12 protein-coding genes are annotated in these 12,776 nt (G+C 70.8%); 8 read left to right on the top strand and 4 right to left on the bottom strand.

From position 1 onward, the window contains the following. The 4 genes from pucD to ACZ561_RS39920 form a co-directional block, all read left to right on the top strand. A partial coding sequence (gene pucD / locus ACZ561_RS39935; RefSeq protein WP_471005049.1) for a xanthine dehydrogenase subunit D occupies positions 1–2,326 on the top strand: 2,326 nt, incomplete at its 5' end. Positions 2,327–2,620: 294 nt separating this feature from the next. Then, positions 2,621–4,087, top strand: a complete 1,467-nt coding sequence (locus ACZ561_RS39930) for an NCS2 family permease (protein ID WP_471005047.1) — start codon at positions 2,621–2,623, stop codon at positions 4,085–4,087. A 43-nt stretch (positions 4,088–4,130) separates the two neighbouring features. Further along, positions 4,131–5,267, top strand: a complete 1,137-nt coding sequence (locus ACZ561_RS39925) for an XdhC family protein (protein WP_471005045.1) — start codon at positions 4,131–4,133, stop codon at positions 5,265–5,267. Between the two features lie 57 nt (positions 5,268–5,324). Beyond that, positions 5,325–6,539 (top strand): GNAT family N-acetyltransferase, encoded by a 1,215-nt coding sequence (locus ACZ561_RS39920; RefSeq protein WP_471005043.1) that lies wholly within the window; start codon positions 5,325–5,327, stop codon positions 6,537–6,539. A 111-nt stretch (positions 6,540–6,650) separates the two neighbouring features. Here the strand turns inward: ACZ561_RS39920 and ACZ561_RS39915 are convergent, their stop codons facing one another. Beyond that, a complete protein-coding gene (locus ACZ561_RS39915; protein ID WP_471005041.1) occupies positions 6,651–7,259 on the bottom strand; it encodes a TetR/AcrR family transcriptional regulator in 609 nt (202 codons plus the stop codon). Between the two features lie 125 nt (positions 7,260–7,384). Between ACZ561_RS39915 and ACZ561_RS39910 the strand changes: the two genes are divergently transcribed. The 4 genes from ACZ561_RS39910 to ACZ561_RS39895 all read left to right on the top strand — a co-directional run bounded on the left by ACZ561_RS39910 (position 7,385) and on the right by ACZ561_RS39895 (position 10,682). Continuing rightward, complete coding sequence (locus tag ACZ561_RS39910; protein ID WP_376445807.1) at positions 7,385–8,530, top strand: acyl-CoA dehydrogenase family protein; 1,146 nt, start codon at positions 7,385–7,387, stop codon at positions 8,528–8,530. Positions 8,531–8,586: 56 nt separating this feature from the next. After that, a complete protein-coding gene (locus ACZ561_RS39905) occupies positions 8,587–9,348 on the top strand; it encodes an SDR family NAD(P)-dependent oxidoreductase (RefSeq protein ID WP_471005039.1) in 762 nt (253 codons plus the stop codon). A 96-nt stretch (positions 9,349–9,444) separates the two neighbouring features. After that, positions 9,445–10,155, top strand: coding sequence for a TetR family transcriptional regulator (locus ACZ561_RS39900; protein ID WP_471005037.1), 711 nt, complete (start codon positions 9,445–9,447; stop codon positions 10,153–10,155). A 131-nt stretch (positions 10,156–10,286) separates the two neighbouring features. Next, the gene (locus tag ACZ561_RS39895) at positions 10,287–10,682 is read left to right on the top strand and encodes a Zn-ribbon domain-containing OB-fold protein (protein ID WP_471005035.1); all 396 of its coding nucleotides are present in this window, start codon (positions 10,287–10,289) and stop codon (positions 10,680–10,682) included. 107 nt (positions 10,683–10,789) lie between these two features. On the opposite strand, the gene ACZ561_RS39890 is transcribed toward ACZ561_RS39895, so the two are convergent. The 3 genes from ACZ561_RS39890 to ACZ561_RS39880 all read right to left on the bottom strand — a co-directional run. Next, positions 10,790–11,746 (bottom strand): electron transfer flavoprotein subunit alpha/FixB family protein, encoded by a 957-nt coding sequence (locus tag ACZ561_RS39890; RefSeq protein ID WP_471005033.1) that lies wholly within the window; start codon positions 11,744–11,746, stop codon positions 10,790–10,792. Positions 11,747–11,779: 33 nt separating this feature from the next. Further along, positions 11,780–12,565, bottom strand: a complete 786-nt coding sequence (locus tag ACZ561_RS39885; RefSeq protein ID WP_471005031.1) for an electron transfer flavoprotein subunit beta/FixA family protein — start codon at positions 12,563–12,565, stop codon at positions 11,780–11,782. A 28-nt stretch (positions 12,566–12,593) separates the two neighbouring features. Beyond that, a partial coding sequence (locus ACZ561_RS39880; RefSeq protein WP_356907248.1) for an acyl-CoA dehydrogenase family protein occupies positions 12,594–12,776 on the bottom strand: 183 nt, incomplete at its 5' end.

The following is a 12,776-nucleotide window of genomic DNA, read 5'->3' as shown; positions in this document are numbered from 1 at the left end:
CGAGTCCACGCTCCGCCCGGACGGCACCCTCAAGGTCACCGGTGAGTTCGCGTACTCCTCGGACATGTGGCACGAGGACATGCTGTGGGGCCAGACGCTCCGCTCCACCGTCGCGCACGCCGAGATCGTCTCCATCGACATCTCCGAGGCGCTGGCGATGCCCGGTGTCTACTCGGTGCTGACCTACGACGACCTGCCGGCCGAGATGAAGAACTACGGCCTGGAGATCCAGGACACCCCCGTTCTCGCCAACGGCCGGGTACGTCACCACGGTGAGCCGGTCGCCCTCGTGGCCGCCGACCACCCGGAGACCGCCCGCCGCGCCGCGGCCAAGATCAAGATCGACTACCGGGAGCTGCCGCTCGTCACGGACGAGGCCTCGGCCCTCGCCCCCGACGCGCCGCTGATCCACGAGGGCCGCGACGACCACCACTCCGGTCACGTCCCGCACCCGAACATCGTGCACCGCCAGCCGATCATCCGCGGCAACGTGGAGGAAGCCCGCAAGCGCGCCGACGTGATCGTCGAGGGCGAGTACACCTTCGGCATGCAGGACCAGGCCTTCCTCGGTCCGGAGTCCGGTCTGGCCGTGCCGTCCGAGGACGGCGGCGTCGACCTCTACGTCGCCACGCAGTGGCTGCACTCCGACCTCAAGCAGATCGCCCCGGTCCTCGGCCTGCCCGAGGAGAAGGTCCGTATGACGCTGTCCGGCGTCGGCGGTGCCTTCGGTGGTCGCGAGGACATCTCGATGCAGATCCACGCCTGCCTCCTGGCGCTCGCCACGAACAAGCCGGTGAAGATCGTCTACAACCGCTTCGAGTCCTTCTTCGGCCATGTGCACCGCCACCCGGCGAAGCTCTGGTACGAGCACGGCGCCACCAAGGACGGCAAGATCACGCACATGAAGTGCCGGATCGTGCTGGACGGCGGCGCCTATGCCTCGGCCTCCCCGGCGGTCGTCGGCAACGCGTCCTCCCTCTCCGTCGGCCCGTACGTCATCGACGACGTCGACATCGAGGCCGTCGCGCTCTACACGAACAACCCGCCCTGTGGCGCGATGCGCGGCTTCGGCGCGGTCCAGGCGTGCTTCGCGTACGAGGCGCAGATGGACAAGCTCGCCGCGAAGCTGGGCATGGACCCGGTGGAGCTGCGCCAGCTCAACGCCATGGAGCAGGGCACGATCATGCCGACCGGCCAGGTCGTGGACTCGCCGGCCCCGGTCGCCGAGCTGCTGCGCCGCGTCAAGGCCCGCCCGATGCCGCCCGAGCAGCAGTGGCTCGCGGCCGGCGAGGAGGCGGACGTCCGCGCGCTGCCCGGCGGTCTGTCCAACACCACGCACGGCGAGGGCGTCGTCCGCGGCGTCGGCTACGCGGTCGGCATCAAGAACGTCGGCTTCTCCGAGGGCTTCGACGACTACTCCACCGCCCGCGTGCGCCTGGAGGTCATCAACGGCGAGCCCGTCGCGATGGTCCACACGGCCATGGCGGAGGTCGGCCAGGGCGGTGTCACCGTCCACGCCCAGATCGCCCGCACGGAGCTGGGTGTCACCCAGGTGACCATCCACCCGGCCGACACCCAGGTCGGCTCCGCCGGTTCGACGTCCGCCTCCCGGCAGACGTACATGACCGGTGGCGCGGTGAAGAACACCTGCGAGAAGGTGCGCGAGGCCGTCCTCGAGATCGGCCGCCGCAAGTTCGGCTCGTACCACCCGGCGTGGGCCACCGCCGAGCTCCTGCTGGAGAACGGCAAGGTCGTCACCGACGGCGGCGAGGTCCTCGCGGACCTGGCCGACGTGCTCGAGGGCGAGGCCGTCGACCAGGAGCACGAGTTCCGGCACCGCCCGACCGTCGCGTTCGACCTGGTCACCGGCCAGGGCGACGGCCACGTCCAGTACACCTTCGCCGCGCACCGCGCGGTGGTGGAGGTGGACACCGAGCTCGGCCTGGTGAAGGTCATCGAGCTCGCGACCGCCCAGGACGTCGGCAAGGCGCTCAACATGCTCTCCGTCGTCGGCCAGATCCAGGGCGGCACCACCCAGGGCCTGGGTGTCGCGGTGATGGAGGAGATCATCGTGGACCCGAAGACCGCGAAGGTGCGCAACCCCTCCTTCACGGACTACCTGATCCCGACGATCCTCGACACGCCGACCATCCCGGTCGACGTACTCGAACTGGCCGACCCCAACGCGCCGTACGGCCTGCGGGGACTCGGCGAGGCCCCGACCCTGTCGTCCACCCCGGCCGTCCTCGCGGCGATCCGGAACGCGACCGGCCTGGAGCTCAACAAGACGCCGGTCCGCCCCGAGGCGCTCACCGGCACCCTGTAGGACTCTCCGGGCGGTGTGTGCCTCCCAGGAACGTCACACTTCCCGCCCGCACCGCCCGGAGCGACCCCCCGGTATCACCGCTCGATACCAACGGCAGTACCAGCACCACCGAGTAACACCAGCATCACCAGCACCATCGAGCAGTACCGAGTAGCACCAGATTGACCTGATTCATCCAAGTTCGTCTCGGGCCGTCCCCCGGGTCGTGCAGCCAACGCACCATCCCAAATCCCGCGGCTTTTCTGACTTCCCAGTCTTATGCGGGTGCCCCTTTGAACCTTGGGAGTAGGCCCCATGACCCAGTCGTCAGTGGAGCCCAAGACCGCCTCGGAGGACGCGGGCTCCGGCTCGAACGTCCCCGCCGGCCGCTCTTGGCTCGACCGGTACTTTCACATCTCGGAGAGAGGATCCACCGTCGCGACGGAGATCCGCGGCGGCGTCACCACCTTCATGGCGATGGCGTACATTCTCCTGCTCAACCCCCTGATCCTCGGCGGCAAGGATGTGGACGGCAACGTCCTCAGCCAGCCCGCACTCATCACCGCGACTGCCCTCGCGGCCGCCGCGACCACCCTGCTGATGGGCTTCTGGGGCAAGGTCCCGCTCGCCCTGGCAGCCGGTCTGAGCGTCTCCGGCGTTCTTTCCTCGCAGGTCATCTCCGTCATGACCTGGCCGCAGGCCATGGCCATGTGTGTGGCCTACGGTGCGGTGATCTGTCTCCTGGTGGTGACCGGTCTCCGCGAGATGATCATGAACGCGATCCCGCTGGCGATCAAGCACGCGATCACCATCGGCATCGGTCTCTTCATCGCGCTGATCGGCTTCGTCAAGGCCGGCTTCGTCCACGAGAACCCCTCGCCCGGCGGTGGCCCGGTCGTCCTCGGCCCGGCCGGTGAGCTGGCCGGCTGGCCGGTCCTGATCTTCGCCTTCACCCTGCTGCTGATCTTCGCGCTCCAGGCCCGCAACGTGCCCGGCGCCATCCTGATCGGCATCGTGGCGGGCACGGTCATCGCCGCCATCGTCAACGCCGTCGGCGACCTGCCGGCCAAGGCCTGGTTCTCCGGCCCGCCGGAGCTCAACGGCAGCGCCGTCTCCACGCCGGACTTCTCGCTCATCGGCGAAGTGTCCTTCAGTGGCTGGGGTGACGTCGGCTACATCACGATCACCATGATCATCTTCACCCTGGTGCTCGCCGGCTTCTTCGACGCCATGGCCACGATCATCGGTGTCGGCTCCGAGGCCAAGCTCGCCGACTCCCAGGGCCGGATGCCCGGCCTGTCCAAGGCGCTGTTCATCGACGGTGCCGGCGGTGTCATCGGCGGCGGCGTCGGCGGATCCGGCCAGACCGTCTTCGTCGAGTCGGCGACCGGCGTCGGCGAGGGTGCCCGTACGGGTCTGTCCTCCGTCGTCACGGGTGCGTTCTTCGCGGCCTGTCTCTTCTTCACCCCGATCACCGCGATCGTTCCGGCCGAGGTCGCCTCCGCGGCCCTGGTCGTCATCGGCGCGATGATGATGCAGAACGCCAAGCACGTCGACTGGAGCGACCGCTCCGTCGCGATCCCGGTGTTCCTCACCGTGGTCCTGATGCCGTTCACGTACACCATCACCACAGGTGTCGCGGCCGGTGTCATCTCCTACGCCGTGATCAAGACGGCGCAGGGCAAGGCACGCGAAGTGGGCGCCTTCATGTGGGGCCTGACCGCCATCTTCATCGTGTTCTTCGCGATCCATCCCATCGAGAGCTGGCTGGGCGTCAGCTGACGCCCGTAACGTCGCCCTCCACACACTTATCGAGGAGTTCGAGATGCTGGACATCGCCGAAGAGCTGCACCGGTGGGTCGAGCAGGGACGCGAGTTCGCCGTCGCCACCGTCGTGGCGGTCGGCGGGAGCGCGCCCCGGCAGCCGGGAGCCGCGCTCGCCGTCGACAGCGACGGCACGGCGATCGGCTCGGTGTCCGGCGGATGTGTGGAGGGCGCGGTCTACGATCTGTGCCAGCAGGCCCTCGAAGACGGCGAGACCGTCGTCGAGCGCTTCGGATACAGCGACGAGGATGCCTTCGCCGTGGGCCTGACCTGCGGCGGAGTCATCGACATCCTCGTCACCCCGGTCCGCGGCGGGGTCTTCCCCGCAGCCCTGGCCGCCGCCGTCTCGGGAGAGGCCGCGGCCCTCGCCAGGATCGTCTCCGGACCCACCGACCTGATGGGCCGGGCGCTCCTGGTCCACCCCGACGGTACGTACGAAGGTGGCCTCGGCGGCCACCCCGAGCTGGACCGCACCGCGGCCGGCGAGGCCCTGGCGATGCTGGACGCGGGCCGGACCGGCACCGTCGAGATCGGCGCGGACGGCAGCCGCTGCGGACAGCCGCTCACCCTCCTCGTGGAGTCCTCGGTCCCGGCCCCCCGCATGATCGTCTTCGGCGCCATCGACTTCGCCTCCGCCCTCGTCCGGGTCGGCAAGTTCCTCGGCTACCACGTCACCGTGTGCGACGCCCGGCCGGTTTTCGCGACGCCGGCGCGCTTCCCCGAGGCCGACGAGATCGTCGTCGACTGGCCCCACCGCTACCTGGAGTCGACCGAGGTCGACGGGCGGACCGTGCTGTGCGTGCTGACGCACGACGCCAAGTTCGACGTCCCGCTTCTCGAAGCGGCCCTGAAGCTTCCCGTCGCCTACGTCGGCGCGATGGGCTCCCGCCGCACCCACGAGGACCGCAACAAGCGTCTGCGCGAGGTCGGCGTCACCGAGCTCGAACTGGCCCGTCTGCGCTCCCCGATAGGGCTCGACCTCGGCGCCCGCACCCCGGAGGAGACGGCCCTGTCCATCGCCGCCGAGATCGTCGCCGGCCGCCGAGGCGGTTCCGGCGCCTCCCTGACCGGCGCGCACACCCCGATCCACCACGACGGACCGCGCGCGCCGGACGGCCGGATAGGTTCCGTCGCCTGACCCGCTGGCACGCCCGACGTTCGAGCACCGGCGCGGTCGACCGTTAGGGTCCGGATCATGGACATTCGTGACGTGCCCGAAGCGCATCTCGACCGCGCCCTCGACCTCGCGTACCTCGTCTTCCACGAGCGTCCCGAGGACGAGCAGCGCACGCATCACCGCGAGTTGCTCCTCCCGTGCGAGCGGATCGGGGCGTACGACGGCGAGACCCTCGTCGGCTTCGTCGCCGTGCACCGCTTCACCCTCTCCGTACCCGGCGGCGAACTGCCCTGCCCCGGGCTCACCTATGTCTCCGTCGCCCCCACCCACCGGCGCCGCGGGGTGCTCTCCGCCCTGCTCGCCGAGCTCTTCCGCCGCGCGGCCGAGCGTGGCGAGCCGATCGCCGCTCTCTGGGCCTCCGAGGACGCGATCTACGGCCGGTTCGGCTTCGGACCCGCCACCCAGGGCGTCACCGTCGAGATCGACTCACGGCGCCCGCTCGCCCTGCGCATCGACCCCGACGAACGCCCGCTGCGTCTGCTCGACCCGGCCGACGCGCCCGCCGTCGTCGGGCCCTACTTCGAGGCCACCCGTGCCCTGCGGGCCGGGCGGAACGCACGGGACGAGGAGCGCTGGAGCGGGGAGTGGCTCGCCGACAAGGACGAGGAGGACGACGAGCTCTCCCCGCCCCGGATCGTCGCCCTCGGCGACCCCCTCGCGGGCTACGCCGTCTACCGCACCAAGGGCGAGAACGAGGAGACCCACACCCCCGGCCTCGTGCGGGTCGACGAGCTGGAGGCCGACACCCCGGCCGCCGCGGCCGCGCTCTGGCGCTACCTCGCCTCGATCGACCTGACCGGCACCGTCCGCGCCTGGGGCAGGCCGCTCGACGACGCGCTGCTGCTCTTCGCCGGGGACCGCGACCAGGTGCGGGTGACGGGGCAGTTCCCCGCGCTGTGGGTGCGACTCGTCGACGTCCGTGCCGCGCTGACGGCTCGCGCCTGGGCCGCCGCGGTGGACCTCGTCCTGGAGGTGCACGACAGTCGCCTCCCCGCCAACTCCGGCCGCTTCCGGCTCACGGCAGGCGCCGAAGCGGCGCGGTACGAGCCGACCGGCGAACCGGCCGAACTCTCCATCGCCGTAAGGGACCTGGGGGCCTGCTATCTCGGTGGCACGCGGGTCACGGACCTGGTCGCGGCGGGCCTGGTCGAGGAGCACATCCCGGGCGCGGCCGCCATGCTCGACACGGCGCTGCGGACGGCGCGACTGCCGCACACCGACGACGAGTTCTGACCCGGTCCCCGATCGGGCGGAGTCCGGCGGGGTGGGCGCCGGTTCGTGGACGTCCTCGATCGGGTGTGACGAGGCAAGGGGCGGTATCGGCCCGATGCCCCGCAGGGCCGCTCAGCTCTTGCGCAGGCCGTTCAGGAGCAGCTCCGCCAGCTGTCCGTAGGCCTCCGCGTCCGCCAGCCCGGTCGCCGCCGCGACCTGCCGTTGCTGGATGCGGACCATGACGGAGGCGATGACATCGGCCGCGAAGGTCACGTGCACGTCGCGGAACGCGCCCGCGCGCACGCCCTCCTCGATCAGCTGCTGCACCCGGCCCGCCGCCGCGCGGGTGTTGCGCTCGTAGACCTCGGCGGCCGGCTCGAAGGCGGCCACGTCGTCGAAGAACCGGGGGGAGACCGGAGCCAGTTCCGCCGCGACCGCCCTCAGATAGGCGGCCAGCCGCTCCGCGGGCTCCTGCTCCGCCGCGAGCACGGCCTCGACGCGGGTGGTCGCGCGCCGGAAGAAGTGGACCACGGCCGCCCGGACGAGCTGCTCCTTGCTGTCGGCCAGGCCGTAGAGCGTGCGCTTGGAGCAGCGCAGCCGGGCCGCGAGATCGTCCAGGGTCAGCTGGGCGAAGCCCTCGCCGACCAGGAGGGCCACCAGCTCCTCGAACAGGGCGGACCGGCGGGCCGCACCGCGGCCCGTCAGCTTGGGGGCGGCACCGGCGGCTGAGGTCTCGATCACCCGAACAGTATGCAGGTCGAACCCGTTCGGGGGGTTACGGCGGAACTCTTCTGCGCTACTCTCAACGGTACTGCCGTACCGCCCGCAGTACCGTTACAGCGGTGCTGAGTGTCACTGGAGTCGCCATGGATGTCGACCGCCTGCTTCCCACCCCCGAGGCAGCGGACCTCATCGCCCTCACGCGGGAGATCGCCGACAAGGAGCTCTCCCCCCGCGTGGACGAGCACGAGGCCGCCGAGACGTACCCGGAAGGGCTGTTCACCACCCTGGGCGACGCCGGGCTGCTCGGCCTCGCGTACCCCGAGGAGTTCGGCGGCGGAGGTCAGCCGTACGAGGTGTACCTCCAGGTCCTGGAGGAGCTGGCGGCCCGCTGGGCGGCCGTCGCCGTCGCCACCAGCGTCCACACGCTCGCCTGCCACCCGCTGTACTCCTTCGGCACCGCGGAGCAGAAGGAGCGCTGGCTGCCCGCGATGCTCGCCGGCGAGACCATCGGCGGATACAGCCTCTCCGAGCCGCAGGCCGGCTCCGACGCCGCCGCCCTCGCCTGCAAGGCGGAGCGCACCGACGACGGCTCCGCGTACCGCGTCACCGGCAACAAGGCCTGGATCACCCACGGCGGCAGGGCCGGCTTCTACGCCCTCTTCGCGCGCACCGCGCCGGGCAGCCACGGCATCTCCTGCTTCCTCGCCCCCGGCGAGACCGAGGGCCTCAGCTTCGGCAAGCCCGAGCGGAAGATGGGCCTCCAGGCCGTTCCCACCACCTCCGCCCACTGGGACGGCGCCCTCCTGGACGCCGACCGGCTGATCGGCGACGAGGGGCAGGGCCTCCAGATCGCGTTCAGCGCGCTCGACTGCGGCCGCCTCGGCATCGCCGCCTGCGCCACGGGCCTCGCCCAGGCCGCCCTCGAAGCCGCCGTCGCGTACGCCAACGAGCGCACCACCTTCGGCCGGAAGATCATCGACCACCAGGGCCTCGGCTTCCTGCTCGCCGACATGGCCGCCGCCGTCGACTCCGCGCGCGCCACCTACCTCGACGCGGCCCGCCGCCGTGACCTCGGCCGCCCGTTCAGTCGCCAGGCCAGCGCCGCCAAGCTGATCGCCACCGACGCCGCCATGAAGGTGACCACGGACGCCGTCCAGGTCCTCGGTGGGTATGGCTACACCCGCGACTTCCCTGCGGAGCGCTACATGCGCGAGGCCAAGATCATGCAGATCTTCGAAGGAACGAACCAGATCCAGCGGCTCGTCATCAGCCGTCAGCTCGTCCGCTGACCCTTCCGTCCTCCCGTCCTTCCCGACGTCACGACTCACTTCGTACGAGGAGTTCCATGGACATCGCCGGCTCCGCCGCGCTCGTCACCGGCGCCGCATCCGGCCTGGGCGCCGCCACCGCAGCCGCCCTGGCCGCCCGCGGCGCCACCGTCTACGGCCTGGACCTGGACAAGGCCGTCGCCGCCACCGGGCCCCGGCCCGACGGCGTCACGCTGCTCGCCGCCGACGTCACCGAGGAGGGTCCCGTCCGCGAGGCCCTCGCCCGGATCGAGGCCGACGGTGCCGAGCTGCGGGTCGCCGTCAACTGCGCGGGCATCGCCCCCTCCGCCCGGATCCTGGGCCGCAAGGGCCCGCACGACCTCGACCTGTTCCGCACGGTCCTGAACGTCAACCTGCTGGGGACGTTCAATGTGATGCGGCTGGCCGCCGAGGCCATCGCCCGCCAGGAGCCGGACGAGAACGGCCAGCGCGGCCTCGTCGTCAACACCGCCTCGATCGCCGCCTTCGAGGGCCAGGTCGGCCAGATCGCGTACGCCGCCTCCAAGGCCGGCGTCGCCGGTATGACCGTCACCGCCGCCCGTGACCTCGCCCAGTTCGGCATCCGGGTCGTCACCATCGCCCCCGGTATCGTCGACACCCCGATGATGGCCGGATTCAGCGAGGAGATCCGGGCCGGGCTCGGCGCGAGTGTCACCTTCCCGCAGCGTCTCGCCCGCCCCGAGGAGTACGCCAAGCTCGTCACGATGGTCGCCGAGCACGACTACCTCAACGGCGAGACGATCCGGATGGACGGCGCCCTGCGCATGGCGGCGCGCTGACCGCCATACGTCCCGCACCTGCGGAATAGCACTTGGTGCCAGCTCAGGCTGGCACCAAGTGCCGCGTTTCCGGCCGCCGGATGTTAGGTTCGGGCCATGGGAACTGCGTCGACGAACACTGCCAAGCCCGCGATGCGGGACTCCCTCATCGCCGCGGCCTTCCAGCTCTTCCTGGAGCGGGGGTACGAGCAGACCACCGTCGACGACATCGTCACCCTCGCCGGCGTCGGACGGCGGTCCTTCTTCCGGTACTTCCCGTCCAAGGAGGACGTGGTCTTCCCCGACCACGAGCAGAGCCTCGCCGACATGACCGAGTTCCTCGCGGCGAGCGCGGACACCGACGACCCGCTGGTCAGGATCTGCGACGCCACCCGCCTCGTGATGCGGATGTACGCCGAGAACCCCACCTTCTCCGTCCAGCGCTACCGGCTCACCCGTGAGGTGACGGGTCTGCGGACGTACGAGCTGTCGGTCGTCTGGCGGTACGAGAAGACGCTCGGCGACTATCTCCGCACCCGCTGGGCCGACCGCCGCGACGGCACCCTGCGGGCCAACGTGGTCGCCGCCTCCGTGGTCGCCGCCCACAACCACGCCCTGCGTCACTGGCTGCGCTCGGGCGGCGAGGGCGACCCGCTGGCCGAGGTGGACCAGGCCCTGGAGTTCGTCCGCGACACCTGGAGCGGGGGCGGCGAGGGCGGTGGCGTCCAGGGCGATGAGACCGAGGACGTCGTCGTGGTGATCACCAAGCGGTCCACGCCGATGTGGCGCGTGGTGCGCGAGGTGGAGTCGAGCCTCGGCGAGGGCTGAGAAGCGCCTTAGGGATCTCAGTATCTTCAATTGAGGGAACTCAGGTCTCCTGAGGTCTTTATTTGATGGCACTCAGTGCCATATCTTGACTCCATGCACGGTTGAGCCGCCGAGTGCAAGGAGAACGCATCGTGTTCCACACCGGATCCACGGGACTGAGGACCGGGAGCGTCGCCGTCCGGACCGAGGAATCGGCCGCAGACGCCGAGCTCTACTACCAGCTCTGCCGCTGGTGCCAGACGACCACCTTCCAGCGCCTGCTCTGCCCGACCTGCGGGTCGACCGACCTCGCGCCCGAACGCAGCGAGGGCGAGGGCGTGATCACCGTACGCCGCGGGGTCACCGCCGCCGACGCCGACCTGTGGCCGGTGCACATGACCGAGGGCTTCGTCGTCCGCTGCCGGGTCGACGGGCCGCCGCACGCGGTGCGCCCCGGAGTCCGGGTCAAGCTCTCCGCCCGCTCGGCAGTGGCGGGGCAGCCGGTCGTCCGGCTCTGCGAGGAGGTCCCGCTCGACGGCTGGATCTGAGCGGACACGACGCGAGCGGTCCGGCCGGGACCGAGCCGGACACGACGAAAGCGGCCCGATGGCACAGAGTGCCATCGGGCCGCTTCCTTTCAGCGGGGGTTCGACCCCTACCGCGCGCCGATCTCGTCCGTCAGCTGCGGCAGGACCTCGAAGAGGTCGCCGACCACTCCGTAGTCGACGAGGTCGAAGATCGGGGCCTCGGCGTCCTTGTTGACGGCCACGATGGTCTTCGACGTCTGCATACCGGCCCGGTGCTGGATCGCGCCGGAGATGCCCGCCGCGATGTACAGCTGCGGCGAGACCTGCTTGCCGGTCTGGCCGACCTGGTTGGAGTGCGGGTACCAGCCCGCGTCCACCGCGGCGCGGGAGGCGCCGACGGCCGCGCCGAGGGAGTCGGCGAGCTTCTCGACGACCGCGAAGCCCTCGGCCGCGCCGACGCCACGGCCGCCGGAGACCACGATCGCGGACTCGGTCAGCTCGGGGCGGCCGGTGGAGACGCGCGGGGTGCGCGAGACGACCTTGGCCGCGTTGCCGCTGAAGGCGACGGTGACGTTCTCGACCGTACCGGCGGCCGGGGCGGCCTCCGGCGCGGCGGAGTTGGGCTTGACCGTGATGACCGGGACGCCGTGCGACACGGCCGACTTCACCTGGTACGAGGCGGCGAAGACGGACTGGGTCGCGACGGGGCCGTTCTCGCCGGCCTCCAGCTCCACGGCGTCGGTGATCAGACCGGAGCCGAGGCGCAGCGCCACGCGGGCGGCGACCTCCTTGCCCTCGCCGGAGGAGGTCACCAGGACGGCGGCGACGCCCTTGTCCTTCGCGATCTGGGTGAGCGCGTCGACCTTCGGCACGACGAGCTGCTCGGCGAACTCGGCGCCGTCCGCGACGTACACGGTGGCGGCACCGTACTCGCCGGCGGTCGCGGCGATGGACGCCGCGGCCTCGCCGGCGCCGAGCACGACGGCCGTCGGCTCGCCGATCCGGCGGGCCAGGGTGAGCAGTTCGAGCGCCGGCTTGCGGACCGCACCGTCGGCGTGGTCCACGAGAACCAGGATCTCAGCCATGATTCCTTGCTCCTGAACGATAGTGACGGTGGGTCAGATGAACTTCTGGGCGGAGAGGAAGGCGGCGAGCTGCTTGCCGCCGTCGCCCTCGTCCGTGACGATCGTGCCCGCGGTACGGGCCGGACGGGCCGCGACCGACTCGACCAGGGTCCAGGACCCGGCCAGACCGACCTCGTCGGCGTCGATTTCGAGGTCGTCCAGGTCCAGCTCCTCGACCGGCTTCTTCTTGGCGGCCATGATCCCCTTGAAGGAGGGGTAACGGGCCTCGCCGGACTGGTCGGTGACCGAGGCGATGGCCGGCAGCGGGGCCTCGAGCAGCTCGGTGGCGGCGTCGCCGTCCCGGCGGCCCTTGACGAGACCGTCCTCCACCGAGACCTCGGAGAGCAGGGTGACCTGCGGGAGGTTCAGCCGCTCGGCCAGCAGCGCCGGCAGCACGCCCATCGTGCCGTCGGTCGACGCCATGCCGCAGAGGACCAGGTCGAAACCGGTCTTCTCCAGGGCCTTGGCGAGGATGGCGGAGGTGCCGATGACGTCGGTGCCGTGGATGTCGTCGTCGTTGACGTGGACGGCCTTGTCGGCGCCCATCGACAGCGCCTTGCGCAGCGCGTCCTTGGCGTCGTCGGGGCCGACGGTGACGACGGTGACCTCGGCGTCGTCGGACTCCTCGGAGATGCGCAGCGCCTGCTCGACCGCGTACTCGTCCAGCTCGGACAGCAGGCCGTCGACCTCGTCGCGGTCGACCGTCAGGTCGTCGGCGAAACCACGGTCGCCGGTCGCGTCGGGTACGTACTTCACACAGACAGCGATCCTCAGGGTCACGGCCTGGCTCCTTTCAAGTGGCAGACGATTACGGGAGGTTGCGGGCCATGACGATGCGCTGGACCTGGTTGGTGCCTTCGTAGATCTGGGTGATCTTGGCGTCGCGCATCATGCGTTCGACGGGGTAGTCGCGGGTGTAGCCGTAGCCGCCGAGGAGCTGGACGGCGTCGGTGGTGACCTCCATGGCGACGTCGGAGGCGAAGCACTTGGC

The organism is Streptomyces sp. NPDC039609 (genome assembly GCF_055596705.1).
The sequence above is the reverse complement of the archived record's forward strand: the minus strand, read 5'-3'. Positions and strand labels throughout refer to the sequence as shown.